This window comes from Pseudomonas synxantha (assembly GCF_900105675.1).
Lineage (GTDB): Bacteria > Pseudomonadota > Gammaproteobacteria > Pseudomonadales > Pseudomonadaceae > Aquipseudomonas > Aquipseudomonas synxantha.
In genome coordinates this window covers 4,115,471-4,130,987 of record NZ_LT629786.1, presented here as the reverse complement: position 1 = coordinate 4,130,987, position 15,517 = coordinate 4,115,471, and the positions used below count along the sequence as shown (strand labels likewise).

Below are 15,517 nucleotides of genomic sequence, written 5' to 3'. Positions count from 1 at the left end.
CTTCTGTTTTTCACGAGTTTGTTCCGTGTCGATTTCCTTTTCTTCGCCGCGTGCCCGATGAGCCACGCCGTTTCCCGCTTGCGCACCCAACGCCTGGCGCGTGCCATCAGGCCGTTTCTCAATCGTGGTTCCCGGGCTGAGCGCTGCCCCGGCTGTCGGGTGATTCCCGAATATTGCTTGTGCGCCTGGCGGCCCAAAGTCGCGGCCAGGTCAGCCATGTGCCTGCTGATGCACGACGTTGAACCGATGAAGCCGAGCAACACGGGCTGGCTGATTGCCGATGTAATCGGCGACACCACGGCATATGCCTGGTCACGTACCGAGGTGGATCCTGATTTGCTGACGTTGTTGGCTGACCCGCAGTGGCAGCCATACATCGTATTTCCCGGCGAGTTTGTGGCGCCGCAACGGGTGGTCAGTCAAGTTCGCGTGGAGGAGGGCAAGCGTCCGCTGTTTATCCTGCTGGATGGCACTTGGAGCGAAGCGCGCAAGATGTTTCGCAAAAGCCCCTACCTGGAGCATTTGCCAGTCCTAAGCCTGGCCCCTGAGCAGTTATCGCGCTACAAGCTGCGGCGTTCCAAGCGTGATGACCATTTCTGTACTGCCGAGGTGGCGGCGCTGTGTCTGGAGCTGGCCGAAGACTTGACTGCAAGCGAAGTGCTGGACGCCTACCTCGATGTATTCAGCGCCCATTACCTGGCAGCCAAGTTCCAAATGCCCTTGGACCCGATGGACGCTGTCCATACGCGCCTTGCACCCTATATACCGGCAGTCTAGCCAGACGACGTTTGCATGATGGCACCCTGAACCCGCCACCCGCTAGAATGCCCACGGGCGTAGCGCTTGACCCTCCAGGCTGCGCTGGGCATGCTGGGCGCCGATTGGGGCGCAACCGTGAATGCTCGACGTCATTTCATGTGCTTTTGGCGTTGGGCGAGCCCTGTGGCGATAGCTGCCTGGCCGTCGCCTTGTGTATTGGTGAACCCTGAACCCATCAGGGCTCCCATAAAAAACAGGATCATTTAACCAATGGCCACATACGAAATCCTGATAGCCGATGACCACCCGCTGTTTCGCAGCGCACTGCATCAGGCGGTAACCCTGGGCCTTGGTCCTGATGTACGCCTGGTCGAAGTGGCCAGCATCGCCGAACTCGAAGCCCGCCTCACCGAAAAATCCGACTGGGACCTGGTATTGCTCGACCTGAATATGCCGGGCGCCTACGGTTTCTCGGGCCTGGTGCTGCTGCGCGGGCAATACCCACAAATTCCTGTGGTGATGGTTTCGGCCCAGGAAGAAGCCGACGTGGTAGTGCGCTCCAAGGAGTTTGGTGCCAGCGGTTTCATTCCCAAGTCCAGCGCGATGGAAGATATCCAGAAAGCCGTGCGCGCGGTGTTGGATGGCGATGTTTCGTGGCCACCCCAGGCGTTTGAAGAAATCAATGTGTCCGAGGAAGCCAAGGCTGCCCGTGATGGCCTGGCCAGCTTGACTCCCCAGCAGTTTCGCGTGTTGACCATGGTCTGTGAGGGGCTGCTGAACAAGCAGATTGCCTACGAGCTGAGCGTGTCCGAGGCGACCATCAAGGCACACGTGACAGCGATTTTCCGCAAGCTGGGGGTGCGTACGCGAACCCAGGCGGCACTGCTGTTGCAACAACTTGAGTCAATTTCGCAGCATTAAGTTACAACCGCTTCACGCTTTTTTGACTTTGCGTGATCTAGCTTCCCCACTTCTTTGGTTCAGTTGCCTACATCTATGTCGCCTTTCAAGGGTCAAACCGGTATCAAACGTATCTTCAATGCAGGGGGCTATTCCCTGGATGGCCTGCGCGCGGCTTTCACTGGCGAGGCGGCATTCCGTCAGTTGGTGTTGCTGAACGTTATCCTGATCCCAGTGAGCTTTTTCCTGCAGGTCAGCCGGGTTGAGCGGGCACTGCTGATTGCGGTGTGCCTGTTGGCCCTGATCGTCGAGCTGCTCAACTCCGCGGTGGAAGCGGCTATCGACCGCATTTCCCTGGACCGCCACCCCTTGTCGAAAAATGCCAAGGACATGGGCAGCGCCGCGCAATTCGTGGCGCTGACCATGATCACCCTGGTGTGGGCGGTGATCCTCGTCTGAGCATCAAGCGATACTCGGCAGTACGATCTCGTCGCTGCGCTGCACCCCCGCAGTGAAGGCGCGGCACAGCTCCAGGAACTCGCGCATGGCCGAGGTCTGGTACTTCTGCTTATGCCAGATGAAGTAGAACTGCCGGGCCAGGTCCAGATCTGGGGTTTCCACCGGCACCAGGCTGCCACGGCGGAACGCATCGCGTAGCGCCAGCCGCGAAATGCAACCAATCCCCAAACCAGATTCCACCGCCCGTTTGATCGCCTCTGTGTGTTCCAGCTCCAGGCGGATATTCAGCGCGCTGCGGTGATGACGCATGGCCTGGTCGAAGGTCAGGCGCGTGCCCGAGCCTTGTTCCCGCAGGATCCAGGCTTCATGGGTCAACTCCTCCATGCTTGCCACGCCACCCTTGGCCAGGTGATGCTGCGGCGCACAAAACACCACCAGTTCGTCCTCCACCCAGGTTTGCACCTCGATATCCGGGTGGCTGCAGTCGCCTTCGATTAGACCCAGGTCAATTTCATAGTGCGCCACCTGATGCACGATATGCGCAGTGTTCTGCACGTGCAGCTTCACTTGGCTCTCGGGGTGTTGCTGCATAAAGCTGCCGATCAACAGCGTCGCCAGGTAATTGCCGATGGTCAGGGTGGCACCGACCGCCAGGGAACCGAAGCCGGACTTGCCGTTGAGCAGGTCCTCGATCTCCTTGGCCTGGTCCAGCAACGCCACGGCCTGGGGCAGCAGCTGGTGGCCGAGGGCGTTGAGGCTCAGGCGTTTACCGGCGCGGTCGAATAATTGACAGCTGGATTGACGCTCCAGCTCGGTGATCGATGTGCTGGCGGCAGATTGAGATAAGGCCAGAAGGCCAGCAGCGCGGGAGACGCTTTCCTGCTGGGCGACGGCGACGAAGACTTGCAGTTGACGGAGAGTAAATCGCATATCGATATAACCGATAACCCTTATCTTAATAATCCAGTTAACAGATATTGTCGCCGCCATTAGAATGCTGTGCAATTGCGCATCTGTATCTTTGGCGCAGACCCATTTCCAGGAGTCCCCCGTACATGAGCAACATGAACCACGAGCGTGTCCTCAGTGTTCATCACTGGAACGACACTCTGTTCAGCTTCAAGTGCACCCGCGATCCGGGCCTGCGCTTCGAGAACGGTCAGTTCGTGATGATCGGCCTGCAACAGCCCAACGGCCGCCCGCTCATGCGCGCTTACTCGATTGCCAGCCCGAACTGGGAAGAGCATCTGGAGTTTTTCAGCATTAAGGTGCCCGATGGCCCGCTGACTTCCCAATTGCAGCACTTGAAGGAAGGCGACGAGATCATTATCAGCAAAAAACCGACAGGCACCCTGGTGCTTGACGATTTAAAGCCGGGCAAGCACCTGTACCTGCTCAGCACCGGTACTGGCCTCGCGCCCTTCATGAGCGTGATCCAGGACCCGGAAACCTACGAGCGTTTCGAAAAAGTGATCCTGTGCCACGGCGTGCGTTACGTCAACGAAGTCGCCTACCGCGAATTCATCACCGAGCATCTGCCGCAGAACGAATTCTTCGGCGAGGCCCTGCGTGAAAAGTTGATCTACTACCCGACTGTGACCCGCGAGCCGTTCGAAAACGAAGGCCGCCTGACCGACCTGATGCGCAGCGGCAAGCTGTTCAGCGACATCGGCCTGCCGCCGATCAACCCCGAGGATGACCGCGCCATGCTGTGCGGCAGCCCAAGCATGTTGGACGAGACCAGCGAAGTGTTGAACAGCTTCGGTCTGAAGGTTTCGCCCCGGATGCGTGAGCCGGGTGATTACTTGATTGAGCGTGCGTTCGTCGAGAAATAATACAAAGTCAGCAAGACCCAATGTGGGAGGGGGCTTGCCCCCGATAGCGGTGTACCAGTTAACAAATAACTGACTGACACACTGCCATCGGGGGCAAGCCCCCTCCCACATTGGGTGTCCGGTTTATCCGGCGGGAACCACTTCCAGCACACAAATCATCCCCGGTTCCGGATAGTGCCAGCGCACATCTACATCCCAGAATTGCGCCCCGTACTCCCGTTCGGACGTAGGCATCTGGTACGCCGGCCGCGGATCTTGCGCCAAGCACTGCTCAATCAGTTCCACCAACGGCTCGCCGAGGCGCTGAGCGTGGCCTTGTGCCTGTTGCAGCGCAGTCTTGAGCCACTGCACAGCAATCAGCTGCGGCGCACTGCTGGCGATGCCGTTGGTGGCGCCGTCGATAACGTCGGCATACGGCACATACGGCTTGATATCCAGCACCGGAGTACCATCGAGCAGATCAATCCCGGATATCCACAGCCGCCCCGGCTCCACCTTGTCCAGCTTCACCACTGACTGGCCAATGCCATTAGGCCGGTGAGTGGCGCGAGTGGCAAAAACGCCCATGGACGTATTGCCACCCAAACGTGGCGGGCGCACTTTCAGGCGCGGCTTGTCTTCCAGGGCCTGGTGAAACAGAAACAGCAGCCACACATGGCTGACCTGCTCCAACCCCTGCACCGCCTCACCCTGGTCGAACGGCGCCACCAGCTCCAGCACGCCGCGGGCGGCCGGCGCCAGTTGCGGTTGGCGCGGGATAGCGAACTTCTCCTTAAAGCAGGAGCGTACGAAGCCGACGGGCGAGACCTGGTAACTCATGGCTTAAGCGCGGACCCGCAGGGTCAGGCCCTTGAGGAAATTACGCAGCAACTGGTCGCCGCACGGGCGGTAGTTGGTGTGACCGAACTTGCGAAACAGCGCGCTCAGTTCAGGCTTGGACACCGGGAATTCAGCTGCCTTAAGGATCGCATGCATGTCGTCTTCTTTCAGCTCGAAGGCCACGCGAAGTTTTTTAAGGATAATGTTGTTGGTCACCGGGGTTTCAATCGGCTGCGGCGGACGGCTTTCGTCCTTGCCGCGCTTGAAGATCACCAAGCCATCGAGGAAGTGGGCCATGACCTCATCCGGACAGAACACAAAGCCTTCTTCTTCATCTTTCTTGAGATAGGTCAGCAGGTCTTCCTTGGTCACATCCATGCCGCCGAGCTTGATGATCTCGACCATCTTGTTGTCGCTGATGTCGAGCATGTAGCGCACGCTACGCAGTACGTCGTTGTGAATCATGGTGGGCAATCCTGGTTTTCAACGGTGGACACCGCCCAATCGGGCGGTGTCGGGAAACGGGGAACGACTTAAAACTTCTCTTTGCCGGACAAGTAGCGCCATTGGCCAACTGGCACCTTGCCGATGGACACGCCGCCGATGCGGATACGGCGAATGGCGACGACTTTCAGGCCAACCGCTTCGCAGAACAGCGCGATCACGCCGGGTTGCGGATTTTTCATCGCAAAGCGCAGGCGGTTTTCGTTCTGCCAGCTGGCTTTGACGGCCGGCAGCTCTTTGCCTTTGTAGGTCAGGCCATGGTTCAGGCGGTTGAGGCCGTGGGCAACCATGTCGCCTTCGACTTCTACCACGTACTCTTGCTCGATCTTGGCGGCATCGGCAGTCAACTTGCGCAGAATCTTCCAGTCCTGGGTGAACACCAGCAGGCCGCTGGCCTTGGCTTGCAGGTCGGCGCTGGCGGTCAGGCGCAGGAAATGCCCCTTGAGCGGGCGCTTGCTGAAGCGATGTTCTTCGGACAAGGTCTCGGCGCTGATCAAGCCCATGGCGGTTTCAGCATCCATGCCCGCCGGTGCGTGCAGCAGGATGGTGACCGGCTCTGGCGCGGTGGCTTTAGCCTCCGGATCCAGCTCGACTTTCTCGGTCGTGACTTTGAACTGCGGCTCGTCGATCACTTCGCCGTCCACCGAGACCCAGCCGCCTTCGATAAACAGCTCAGCCTCCCGACGGGAGCAACCGACCAGTTCGATAAGGCGTTTGGAGAGGCGTATGGGGTCAGTCATGACAAGGGCCGTAGCAAAAGGGGGCGGCTATTGTACCTGCCTGGCGCCGGTTAATCCCGAGCCCATTTCATTTAGCCCTGACGCGACTGTTGTTGCGCCTGGCGCAAACGCATATGCAGCAACGGGTAGGGCTGGCCAAGGCCGTCATGTTCCGTGCGTCCGATCACCTCGAAGCCTTGTTTTAAGTAAAATCCCAGGGCCTGGGGGTTCTGTTCGTTGACGTCCAGCTCATCGGCATTCATGTGGTCAATTGCATAGCCCAGCAATTGGCGGCCCAGGCCCTGGCCACGATGTTGCGGGTCGATAAACAGCATCTCCACCTTGCCCGCCGCCACCCCGGCGAACCCGGTTATGTGCTGGCGTGAGTCCTTGGTGCAGACCAGCATCACCGCGTCCAGGTAGCGGGTCAGCACCAGGTTTTTCAGCAAGTCGATATAGCTGCCCGGCAGGAAATCGTGGGTGGCGCGTACCGAGTCTTCCCAGATCTGCGCCAAACGCGCGTAATCGCTGGATTGAGGTGTGTGGATAACCGAATGCTGCCGCATGCCTGCTGCCTCTTGCCGTAATTGGCGTTGATGGGCAAAACGATAGACCGAAAAAAGCCCCGCATCTTGTCAGAGGCGGGGCTTTTTCAAAAATATTACGCCTTGATCATCATTGTCGGCGCCGGCTGGCGGGACGCTGAGGGTCCATTCCCACACAGAGCGTGGGAACGATCAATTACGCAAATGCTATCAGTCGCGTTTTTCAGCCCACAAGTCGTACTCGTCGGCATCGGTCACGGTGCACCAGACCTTGTCGCCCGGCTTCAAGCCGCTGGCGTCGTCGATAAACACGTTACCGTCGATTTCCGGCGCATCGAAGAAGCAACGGCCAACCGCGCCTTGCTCGTCGACTTCATCGATCAACACTTCGATTTCCTTGCCGATGCGCAGTTGCAGGCGTGCCGAACTGATCGCCTGCTGGTGTGCCATGAAACGCTCCCAACGGTCCTGCTTGACGTCGTCCGGCACCACGGCCAGGTCCAGCAGGTTTGCTGGAGCGCCTTCCACCGGCGAATACTGGAAGCAACCGACGCGGTCCAGCTGCGCTTCGGTCAGCCAGTCGAGCAGGTACTGGAAATCTTCTTCGGTCTCGCCGGGAAAGCCGACGATGAAGGTGGAACGGATGATCAGTTCCGGGCAGATCTCGCGCCAGTTCTTGATCCGCGCCAGGGTCTTGTCTTCGAAGGCCGGGCGTTTCATGGCCTTGAGCACTTTCGGGCTGGCGTGCTGGAACGGGATGTCCAGGTACGGCAGGATCTTGCCGGCGGCCATCAGCGGGATCAGCTCATCAACGTGCGGGTACGGGTAAACGTAGTGCAGGCGCACCCACACACCCAGGCTGCTCAAGGCTTCGCAGAGTTCGGTCATACGGGTTTTCACCGGCGCGCCGTTCCAGAAGCCGGTGCGGTATTTCACATCGACGCCGTAGGCGCTGGTGTCCTGGGAGATCACCAGCAGCTCCTTGACGCCTGACTTGACCAGGCGCTGGGCCTCGTCGAGCACGTCACCGACCGGGCGGCTCACCAGTTTGCCGCGCATCGACGGGATGATGCAGAAGCTGCAACTGTGGTTGCAGCCTTCGGAAATCTTCAGGTACGCGTAATGGCGCGGGGTCAACTTGATGCCTTGGGGGGGCACCAGGTCGATCAACGGGTTGTGGTCCTGGCGTGGCGGCACCACGTCGTGCACGGCATTGACCACCTGCTCGTACTGCTGCGGGCCGGTCACGGCGAGCACGCTCGGGTGCACGTTGCGGATATTGCCTTCTTCCACACCCATGCAGCCGGTCACGATGACCTTGCCGTTTTCCTTGATGGCTTCGCCAATCACTTCCAGCGACTCGGCTTTAGCCGAGTCGATGAAGCCGCAGGTGTTGACCACCACCACGTCGGCGTCCTGGTAAGTGGACACGACGTCATAGCCTTCCATCCGCAATTGCGTGAGGATGCGCTCGGAGTCGACCAGGGCCTTCGGGCAACCCAGGGAAACAAAGCCAACCTTGGGGTTGGCTTTTGCGATGGTGGTGGACATGTCTAACCTCGGTATTGAATGACGCTGCCGGTCGTGCACGACAAGGCAACGGATGGGCGCTTGGTGCGCCTCTGATCAAAAAGTGCGCAATTCTAGCGACGGGCGATGCACTTGACCAGCTTTATGCAGGGAAATGCGACGAGTGCTGCGCTATGCTTCGCGCCGTTGCGCACGGGCGAAGCCCTTGGGTCAATAAAACGTCTGTTACGAGAAGTAAAACAGCGCATGCTAGGGTCAGCTTAGACGTGCTGTTTATAAAAGACCTCGGGTCAAAGGGCAGGAGTGGTTGATGGGTCAGGCAAGTAGTCAGGCAACAGGTGCCGAGCATTCAAACGCCAAGCCGATTGGCATGCTGGTGGCAGCGGTCGGGGTGGTTTATGGCGATATCGGGACCAGCCCGCTCTACACCCTTAAAGAGGTGTTCAACGGCGGTTATGGCGTGCAGGTCAACCATGACGGCGTCTTGGGGATCCTGGCACTGATCTTTTGGTCGCTGATCTGGGTGGTGTCGATCAAGTACATGCTGTTCGTGCTGCGTGCCGACAACCAGGGCGAAGGCGGCATCATGGCGCTCACCGCACTGGCGCGGCGAGCGGCCGGGGAGCGTGCAAAACTGCGCAGTTTCCTGGTGGTGTGCGGGCTGTGTGGCGCGGCACTGTTCTATGGCGACAGCATGATCACCCCGGCCATTTCCGTGTTGTCGGCCATCGAAGGCCTGGAGCTGGCGTTCGACGGCCTGGAAAAATGGGTGGTGCCCATCGCATTGATTGTGCTGGTGGCGCTGTTCCTGATTCAGAAGCACGGCACCGATCGCATCGGCAAACTGTTCGGTCCGGTGATGGTCACCTGGTTTCTGGTGCTGGGAGGGCTGGGTGTGTACGGCATCCTGCGGCAGCCCGAAGTGCTGAATGCACTGAACCCGGCATGGGGCGTGCGCTTCTTTATGGTGCACCCCGGTATCGGCGTGGCGATTCTCGGCGCGGTGGTGCTGGCCTTGACCGGTGCCGAAGCGCTCTACGCCGACATGGGCCACTTCGGCCGCAAACCCATTGCCCGTGCCTGGTTCATCCTGGTGCTGCCGGCGCTGGTGCTCAATTATTTCGGCCAGGGCGCCATGCTGCTGGGGGATCCGGAAGCCGCGCGCAACCCGTTCTACCTGCTGGCACCGAGCTGGGCGCTGATCCCGCTGGTGGGCTTGTCCACACTGGCTACAGTGATTGCATCCCAGGCGGTGATCTCTGGTGCGTTCTCATTGACTCGCCAGGCGATCCAGCTTGGTTACATCCCGCGTATGCATATCCAGCACACCTCCAGTGCTGAACAGGGCCAGATCTACATCGGTGCCGTGAACTGGTCGCTGATGGTGGGTGTGATCCTGCTGGTGCTGGGCTTCGAATCCTCCGGCGCCCTGGCTTCGGCCTACGGCGTAGCGGTGACGGGCACCATGCTGATGACCACTATCCTGGTGTCGGCGGTCATGCTGCTGCTGTGGAAATGGCCACCGGTGCTGGCTGTGCCGGTATTGCTTTGCTGCCTGTTGGTGGACGGCCTGTTCTTCGCGGCAAACGTGCCCAAGGTGATCCAGGGTGGCGCCTTTCCGGTGTTGGCGGGGATCGTCTTGTTTGTGTTGATGACCACCTGGAAGCGCGGCAAGCAGTTGCTGGTCGAGCGCCTCGACGAAGGCGGTTTGCCGTTGCCGATTTTTATCAACAGCATCCGCGTGCAGCCGCCCCATCGCGTGCAGGGTACTGCGGTGTTCCTCACCGCACGTCCGGATGCGGTGCCCCATGCGCTGTTGCACAACCTGCTGCATAACCAGGTGTTGCATGAGCAGGTGGTGTTGCTGACGGTGGTCTACGAAGACATTCCGAGGGTGCCTGCCGCACGGCGCTTCGAGGTGGATTCCTACGGCGAAGGCTTCTTCCGGGTGATCCTGCACTTCGGCTTTACCGACGAACCGGATGTGCCCGAAGCGCTGAAGCTGTGCCATCTGGATGAGCTGGATTTCAGCCCGATGCGCACCACCTATTTTCTCAGCCGCGAAACGGTGATCGCCTCCCGCATCAAGGGCATGGCGCGCTGGCGCGAAGCCCTGTTCGCCTTCATGTTGAAGAACGCCAACGGCAACCTGCGCTTCTTCAAGCTGCCGGTAAACCGCGTGATCGAGCTGGGCACCCAGGTCGAAATGTAAGACGCTGCATCACGGGAGCCGGCAATCGGCTCCCGCTTTCCTTTCTGAACCCTGTGCAATCGATGGTTGTCGACTAGGCTCTAAGCACTGTTGAACAGTGCCCATAGAACCCAGAAGAGGTGCGCCATGAGTCAGCTGCTCGAACCCTATACCCTGCGCCAATTGACCCTGCTCAACCGCATCGCGGTCTCGCCGATGTGCCAATACTCAAGCGACGACGGCCTGGCCAATGACTGGCACCTGGTACATCTCGGCAGTCGCGCCGTGGGTGGCGCCGGGCTGATTTTCACCGAAGCCACCGCTGTGACGGCCGACGGGCGCATCACCGCCCAGGACCTGGGCCTGTGGAACGACGCCCAGATCGAACCGCTGCGGCGCATCACGCGCTTTATCGCGGCCCAGGGGGCGGTGGCGGGTATTCAGCTGGCCCATGCCGGGCGCAAGGCCAGCACCCATCGGCCCTGGATCGGCAAGCACGGCAGCGTCAAGCCGGACGAAGGTGGATGGGTGCCGGTGGGGCCATCACCGATTGCCTTCGACCCGAATCACACCCAGCCCAAGCCACTGGACGAAGGGCAGATCCAGCAAGTGATCGCCGATTTTGTTGCCGCCGCCAATCGCGCCTTGAGTGCCGGTTTTAAAGTGGTGGAAATCCATGCTGCCCACGGTTACCTGCTGCACCAGTTTCTTTCGCCGATCAGCAACCAGCGGCAGGACCAGTACGGTGGGTCGTTCGAAAATCGCATTCGCCTGGTGCTTGAGGTGACCCAGGCGGTGCGCGCCGCATGGCCCCAGGAGTTGCCGCTGTTTGTGCGGGTATCGGCCACTGACTGGGTGGAAGACGGCTGGAACCCGGATGAAACCGTGGAGCTGGCGCGCCGCCTGAAAGACCTGGGCGTCGATCTGATCGACGTGTCGTCCGGGGGCACCGCCGCCAATGCCGAGATCCCCACCGGCCCCGGCTATCAGACGCGCTTCGCCGAGCGTGTGCGCAAGGAGTCGGGCATCGCCACCGGCACGGTCGGCATGATCACCGAACCGGCCCAGGCCGAGCACATCCTGCGCACCTGCCAGGCCGACATTATCTTCCTGGCCCGTGAATTGTTGCGCGACCCGTACTGGCCGCTGCATGCCGATGATGACCTGGGTGGGCGCAAGGCCATCTGGCCGGCGCAATACCAGCGGGCGACCCATCGCGACCAGCCGATCCATGAGTCGGATCTGCGCGACTGATCTTGCACACGGCCCTGCCAGACCCACCCTGACACGGTGGGTTTTTTCTTGCTCGCCTTTAAAGGAAGGCTGATCCTTGGTGGCCGTGAAGCAGGAGATCCCTATGCTGGTGGAACGCGCGTTAACCGAAAACGATATCCCCTTGCTGGCAACCATCGACCGTACGGAACTGATCCAGGCGTGCTATCGCATGGATCGCGGCGAACTGGTGTTGTATGCCGCGCACCATGATATGCGCGGCTGGCCCGAAGGCGAGGCCGAGCAGGATGCAGAGGCTCTGCGGGCCTGCCTCCAGCGTGGCGGATGGTTGTGGGGCGTATTTGACGGCCAGGCGCTGGTCGCCGCAGCGGTGGTGGACAATCGGCCTTTCCATCATCAAGGCCTGCTGATGCGGCAGTTGAAGTTCCTGCATGTCAGTCACTCGGCCCGTGGCTCGGGCCTGGGCAGCCGGTTGTTGGTGCTGGCCTGCGAGCACGGCCGGCAAGTGGGAGCTCAAGCGCTGTATATCTCGGCCACGTCGTCGCGTAACACCGTGGACTTTTACCTGCGCCATGGTTGCCGACTGTTGCAGCAACCCCATGCCGAGCTGTATGCACAGGAGCCGTTGGATATTCACCTGTATCGACCACTGTGTGAGTAACGGCTGTAGGGTTTTATTACCCAGGCTATTTTTTTAAGTTAATACTCTAAAAAAATCCCACGTGCGACGAGATAGTTTCTAAGATTAGGGTAAGTCTGGTTCCTGGCCCAGGGAGGCAGGTTGCTTGTCCACGGAAGCGTTGCGCTTCGGGGAGTTGGGAAGTGGGCACCAGGAGTATTTGACTGATATCAGGAGTAACAGTCCATGGCCAAGTCCTATGGCGTAGCGGGTGCGGTGGCGTCTTTTCTCAGCCGCCGGATGTCCTTGCGGGATCGAAGGTTGAGTTCGGATGAAATGGAGCTGCTGGCCCAGTATCGGGCGCTGACCGAAAGCGATCAGGTGGCGATGCGGTACTTGATTGGTGCGATGAAAAGCGTATCGCGCTTCTGAGCTATATACGATCACTCCCACGTTCTCGCGTGGGAATGATCGCGAAGCTCACCTCAGGTGTACTTGCGCTGCTCCGGCGCTGGCGGGAAGTACTGGTAGAGCCAGGTTTCGCTCAAGGTTCGGTCCTGGGTGCGAATAAACAGGCGCAGCTCCACCGGCTCCACGCTGTCGCTGGTGGGGTACCAGTCGAACAGGATGCGATAGCCCTTGATGTTGTCCAGCATCAGCACGCTGAAATCCTTTACCTCACCATGGGAGCAGGTCACCACCGGTTCGATGCCGGTGCCCGCCGGCAGGCGATCCAGGCCGCCGCCCTTGAAGTCGACGGCGAAACGCCGTGCCCACACCTGCGGGTAATGCTCGCCGGGCGCCCAGCCCTCGGTAAATCCACCCATGCCCGAACGAGTCGCGTCGACCTGTGCCAGCGGCGTGCTCACCGGCGGCAATGCGCTCCAGTACAGCTTGTAGCCATAGTTGAGCGAATCACCGGCGGCCACTGGGTTTTTCGGGGTCCAGAAGGCCACGATGTTATCCAGGGTTTCGCCGGTGGTAGGGATTTCCAGCAGGTCGATCGAGCCTTCGCCCCACGCAGTGGTAGGTTCTACCCATAGGCTGGGGCGCTTGCTGTACCAGTCGACGGTGTCCTGGTAGCTGGCGAATTCATGATCGGTCTGCACCAGGCCGAAGCCTTTGGGGTCGGTGTCGGCGAACGCATTGAATTGCAGCTTGGCCGGGTTGTTCAGCGGGCGGCAGATCCACTCGCCATTGCCGCGCCACATCGCCAGGCGGTCCGAATCGTGGATTTGCGGGTGGATGGTGTCGCACATGCGCCGCTCGTGGGTACCACAGCTGAACATGCTGGTCATCGGCGCGATGCCCAGTTGTTCGATGGCGGTGCGCGCATTGATATGCGCATCGATCGCCATGACCACCTGATTGGCCTGGCAGTCGATATCGAAGCGGTAGGCGCCAGTGGCGCTTGGCGAGTCGAGCAGGGCATAGACCACAAAACGCGTGGCGTTCTTGTCCGGGGTTTCGAACCAGAACTGCGTGAAATCGGGGAATTCTTCGCGTTTTTTCGCGTAGGTATCAATCGCCAGGCCACGAGCCGAGAGGCCGTATTGGCCGGTGGAGTCCACTGCGCGGAAGTAGCTGGCGCCGAGAAACGACAGCACGTCATGGCGGTCCAGTTCCGGCGCCTTGAACAGCTTGAAGCCGGAAAAGCCCAGGTCGCCGGTCAGTTGCTTGGTGTCCACCGTGGTTTTTTCATAGTTGAACAGCGAAGGGCGGAAATGCACTTCGCGGGCCTCGCGGGTCTTGGGATCGACACTGTGCATGCGCACCGGCGTCTTGAAGCCCATGCCGACGTGGAAGAACTGCACGTCGAGTTGGCCGTTCAGCTCTTTCCACAATGAATGGTTGCCGTCATAGCCAATGGCATTGAAATTCTGCGGGGTCATGCTTGCCAGGGTCGGTGGCAGTACCTGTTTAGTGTCCTGATAGCCACGGGTGGCCAATTGCTTGGCTTGCGCCTTGAGCGATTCGAAATCGAACGCCACGGCCTTGCCATCGGCGGCCCGGTTCCCGGCCCAGGCCTGCGCGGCCATCAGGCCACTGGCCGACAAACCGGTGTAAGCCGCAATGGCCATGGATGCTTTGAGCAAATTCCTGCGGTGCATAGAGACAACCTGTCGTGAGCAAATCCCGCGCCGTTCCTGGCACGTAATGGATCAGAAATAACGGTTCGGACATGCCTTCGGCCAAACGCAACGGACATTAAACAGACGCCGGATAGCTTAAGCGGTTCGATGCATAAGGAAAAATGATTGATGGCGTGATGATGGCGTTGCATGTGCAACAAGACATTTCCAGCATGGCAGTCAAACGTTACATCTGGAAGCACTCTAGATCGTGGCTCTTTGGCACTTAGTTTTAGGCTGAGGGCCTATTGTTCCTACGAACTCAAGTGTCTGGAGGCTACAAATGAATACCCGTGGATTGCTCGATCAGTTGCTCAAGTCTGGTCAGGACATGTTGCAGAACAAGGCTGGCGGCCAGGGAAAATCCAATGACAAAGGCGCCCTGGGCGGTTTGCTCGGTGGCGGCGGGCTCGGTAGCCTGCTCGGCGGTGCTGGCGGCGGCGCCTTGGCGGCCGGGGCCATGGGCTTGCTGCTGGGTAACAAGAAGGCACGCAAATTCGGCGGCAAGGCCCTGACCTACGGCGGCCTGGCGGCACTGGGTGTGATTGCCTACAAAGCCTACGGCAACTGGCAGGCCCAGCAGGCCAGCGCCCCCCTGGGTGAGCCACAAACCATCGACCGCCTGCCACCGGCCCAGGTCGAGCAACACAGCCAGGGCATCCTCAAGGCCCTGGTGGCGGCGGCCAAGGCTGACGGGCATGTGGATGAGCGCGAGCGCGCGTTGATCGAAGGGGAGTTCACCAAGCTGGACAACGACCAGGAACTGCAACACTGGCTGCACGCCGAACTCAACAAGCCCCTGGACCCTGCCGACGTCGCCCGCGCCGCCAGCACCCCGGAAATGGCTGCCGAGATGTACATCGCCAGTGTGATGCTGGTGGACGAGGAAAACTTCATGGAGAAGTCCTATCTGGACGAATTGGCTCGCCAACTGAAGCTTGAGCCGGGTTTGAAGCTGGAGTTGGAAAAGCAGGTGCGGATAAGCACATAAGTTAAGGCAACCGATACAACTCTGTAGGCCAACGGTAAGTACGACGTGAGGCGGGCCGCTCTTGATCTTGCCTCTGAGCCTGATCTCATGCGTCCCGTTTCCGTATCCCGGCCGGCCCCAAGGCCGCCATCGGGGGCAAGTCCCCTCCCACATTTGAACTGAGGTCCGTCAGTTGGATCTGCGTGGGCTTTCGAGCCCACGAGGGAGCAAGGTCCATCCCCACAGGTGATATCCATCCTACATTTTCATTCTGTGCACGCGCCCTCAAAAGCGTTGATAAA

16 protein-coding genes are annotated in these 15,517 nt (G+C 59.9%); 9 read left to right on the top strand and 7 right to left on the bottom strand.

The annotated features are described in order from the left end of the window. The first annotated feature begins 57 nt into the window (after positions 1 to 57). From BLU48_RS19215 to BLU48_RS19205, 3 genes are all read left to right on the top strand, one after another. A complete protein-coding gene (locus BLU48_RS19215) occupies positions 58 to 777 on the top strand; it encodes a tRNA-uridine aminocarboxypropyltransferase (protein WP_057021864.1) in 720 nt (239 codons plus the stop codon). A gap of 252 nt (positions 778 to 1,029) precedes the next feature. After that, the gene (gene erdR / locus BLU48_RS19210; protein ID WP_046071233.1) at positions 1,030 to 1,680 is read left to right on the top strand and encodes a response regulator transcription factor ErdR; all 651 of its coding nucleotides are present in this window, start codon (positions 1,030 to 1,032) and stop codon (positions 1,678 to 1,680) included. A gap of 75 nt (positions 1,681 to 1,755) precedes the next feature. Then, the gene (locus BLU48_RS19205) at positions 1,756 to 2,118 is read left to right on the top strand and encodes a diacylglycerol kinase (RefSeq protein ID WP_043048897.1); all 363 of its coding nucleotides are present in this window, start codon (positions 1,756 to 1,758) and stop codon (positions 2,116 to 2,118) included. A 3-nt stretch (positions 2,119 to 2,121) separates the two neighbouring features. Here BLU48_RS19205 and BLU48_RS19200 read toward each other — a convergent pair whose 3' ends face one another. Next, a complete protein-coding gene (locus BLU48_RS19200) occupies positions 2,122 to 3,048 on the bottom strand; it encodes a LysR family transcriptional regulator (protein WP_057021865.1) in 927 nt (308 codons plus the stop codon). A gap of 125 nt (positions 3,049 to 3,173) precedes the next feature. Here BLU48_RS19200 and fpr point away from each other — a divergent pair, with 125 nt between their 5' ends. Then, positions 3,174 to 3,953, top strand: coding sequence for a ferredoxin-NADP reductase (fpr, locus tag BLU48_RS19195; protein ID WP_003172178.1), 780 nt, complete (start codon positions 3,174 to 3,176; stop codon positions 3,951 to 3,953). A gap of 123 nt (positions 3,954 to 4,076) precedes the next feature. On the opposite strand, the gene tsaA is transcribed toward fpr, so the two are convergent. From tsaA to rimO, 5 genes are all read right to left on the bottom strand, one after another. Continuing rightward, positions 4,077 to 4,772 carry a tRNA (N6-threonylcarbamoyladenosine(37)-N6)-methyltransferase TrmO gene (tsaA, locus tag BLU48_RS19190; RefSeq protein ID WP_057021866.1) on the bottom strand — a complete coding sequence of 232 codons (696 nt, stop codon included), beginning with the start codon at positions 4,770 to 4,772 and terminating at the stop codon, positions 4,077 to 4,079. Between the two features lie 3 nt (positions 4,773 to 4,775). Further along, positions 4,776 to 5,237, bottom strand: a complete 462-nt coding sequence (locus BLU48_RS19185; protein WP_043048901.1) for a YehS family protein — start codon at positions 5,235 to 5,237, stop codon at positions 4,776 to 4,778. A gap of 68 nt (positions 5,238 to 5,305) precedes the next feature. Beyond that, a complete protein-coding gene (locus BLU48_RS19180) occupies positions 5,306 to 6,016 on the bottom strand; it encodes an rRNA pseudouridine synthase (RefSeq protein WP_057021867.1) in 711 nt (236 codons plus the stop codon). A 71-nt stretch (positions 6,017 to 6,087) separates the two neighbouring features. Continuing rightward, positions 6,088 to 6,561: a GNAT family N-acetyltransferase gene (locus BLU48_RS19175; protein ID WP_057021868.1), complete on the bottom strand. Its 474-nt coding sequence runs from the start codon at positions 6,559 to 6,561 to the stop codon at positions 6,088 to 6,090. 189 nt (positions 6,562 to 6,750) lie between these two features. Beyond that, positions 6,751 to 8,091 carry a 30S ribosomal protein S12 methylthiotransferase RimO gene (gene rimO, locus BLU48_RS19170; RefSeq protein WP_005785474.1) on the bottom strand — a complete coding sequence of 447 codons (1,341 nt, stop codon included), beginning with the start codon at positions 8,089 to 8,091 and terminating at the stop codon, positions 6,751 to 6,753. A 289-nt stretch (positions 8,092 to 8,380) separates the two neighbouring features. On the opposite strand from rimO, the gene BLU48_RS19160 reads away from it, so the two are divergent. The 4 genes from BLU48_RS19160 (at position 8,381) to BLU48_RS19145 (ending at position 12,545) form a co-directional block, all read left to right on the top strand. Then, positions 8,381 to 10,282 carry a potassium transporter Kup gene (locus BLU48_RS19160; RefSeq protein WP_057021869.1) on the top strand — a complete coding sequence of 634 codons (1,902 nt, stop codon included), beginning with the start codon at positions 8,381 to 8,383 and terminating at the stop codon, positions 10,280 to 10,282. Between the two features lie 126 nt (positions 10,283 to 10,408). Next, complete coding sequence (locus BLU48_RS19155) at positions 10,409 to 11,515, top strand: NADH:flavin oxidoreductase/NADH oxidase (RefSeq protein WP_057021870.1); 1,107 nt, start codon at positions 10,409 to 10,411, stop codon at positions 11,513 to 11,515. Positions 11,516 to 11,618: 103 nt separating this feature from the next. Further along, a complete protein-coding gene (locus BLU48_RS19150) occupies positions 11,619 to 12,155 on the top strand; it encodes a GNAT family N-acetyltransferase (RefSeq protein ID WP_057021871.1) in 537 nt (178 codons plus the stop codon). Positions 12,156 to 12,359: 204 nt separating this feature from the next. Next, positions 12,360 to 12,545 carry a hypothetical protein gene (locus tag BLU48_RS19145; RefSeq protein ID WP_043051506.1) on the top strand — a complete coding sequence of 62 codons (186 nt, stop codon included), beginning with the start codon at positions 12,360 to 12,362 and terminating at the stop codon, positions 12,543 to 12,545. Between the two features lie 53 nt (positions 12,546 to 12,598). Here BLU48_RS19145 and BLU48_RS19140 read toward each other — a convergent pair whose 3' ends face one another. Next, positions 12,599 to 14,224, bottom strand: a complete 1,626-nt coding sequence (locus tag BLU48_RS19140; protein WP_057021872.1) for a glucan biosynthesis protein D — start codon at positions 14,222 to 14,224, stop codon at positions 12,599 to 12,601. 304 nt (positions 14,225 to 14,528) lie between these two features. On the opposite strand from BLU48_RS19140, the gene BLU48_RS19135 reads away from it, so the two are divergent. Then, positions 14,529 to 15,236, top strand: coding sequence for a tellurite resistance TerB family protein (locus tag BLU48_RS19135; protein ID WP_057021873.1), 708 nt, complete (start codon positions 14,529 to 14,531; stop codon positions 15,234 to 15,236). Positions 15,237 to 15,517: the final 281 nt, after the last annotated feature.

Bases quoted from the DNA above. Each gene is read 5' to 3' on its own strand.
- BLU48_RS19140 (WP_057021872.1), bottom strand. From the start codon at position 14,224: ATGCACCGCAGGAATTTGCTCAAAGCATCCATGGCCATTGCGGCTTAC.
- BLU48_RS19160 (WP_057021869.1), top strand. From the start codon at position 8,381: ATGGGTCAGGCAAGTAGTCAGGCAACAGGTGCCGAGCATTCAAACGCC.
- BLU48_RS19200 (WP_057021865.1), bottom strand. From the start codon at position 3,048: ATGCGATTTACTCTCCGTCAACTGCAAGTCTTCGTCGCCGTCGCCCAG.
- BLU48_RS19135 (WP_057021873.1), top strand. From the start codon at position 14,529: ATGAATACCCGTGGATTGCTCGATCAGTTGCTCAAGTCTGGTCAGGAC.
- BLU48_RS19155 (WP_057021870.1), top strand. From the start codon at position 10,409: ATGAGTCAGCTGCTCGAACCCTATACCCTGCGCCAATTGACCCTGCTC.
- BLU48_RS19215 (WP_057021864.1), top strand. From the start codon at position 58: ATGAGCCACGCCGTTTCCCGCTTGCGCACCCAACGCCTGGCGCGTGCC.
- erdR (WP_046071233.1), top strand. From the start codon at position 1,030: ATGGCCACATACGAAATCCTGATAGCCGATGACCACCCGCTGTTTCGC.
- BLU48_RS19175 (WP_057021868.1), bottom strand. From the start codon at position 6,561: ATGCGGCAGCATTCGGTTATCCACACACCTCAATCCAGCGATTACGCG.
- BLU48_RS19180 (WP_057021867.1), bottom strand. From the start codon at position 6,016: ATGACTGACCCCATACGCCTCTCCAAACGCCTTATCGAACTGGTCGGT.
- BLU48_RS19205 (WP_043048897.1), top strand. From the start codon at position 1,756: ATGTCGCCTTTCAAGGGTCAAACCGGTATCAAACGTATCTTCAATGCA.
- tsaA (WP_057021866.1), bottom strand. From the start codon at position 4,772: ATGAGTTACCAGGTCTCGCCCGTCGGCTTCGTACGCTCCTGCTTTAAG.
- rimO (WP_005785474.1), bottom strand. From the start codon at position 8,091: ATGTCCACCACCATCGCAAAAGCCAACCCCAAGGTTGGCTTTGTTTCC.
- BLU48_RS19145 (WP_043051506.1), top strand. From the start codon at position 12,360: ATGGCCAAGTCCTATGGCGTAGCGGGTGCGGTGGCGTCTTTTCTCAGC.
- BLU48_RS19185 (WP_043048901.1), bottom strand. From the start codon at position 5,237: ATGATTCACAACGACGTACTGCGTAGCGTGCGCTACATGCTCGACATC.
- fpr (WP_003172178.1), top strand. From the start codon at position 3,174: ATGAGCAACATGAACCACGAGCGTGTCCTCAGTGTTCATCACTGGAAC.
- BLU48_RS19150 (WP_057021871.1), top strand. From the start codon at position 11,619: ATGCTGGTGGAACGCGCGTTAACCGAAAACGATATCCCCTTGCTGGCA.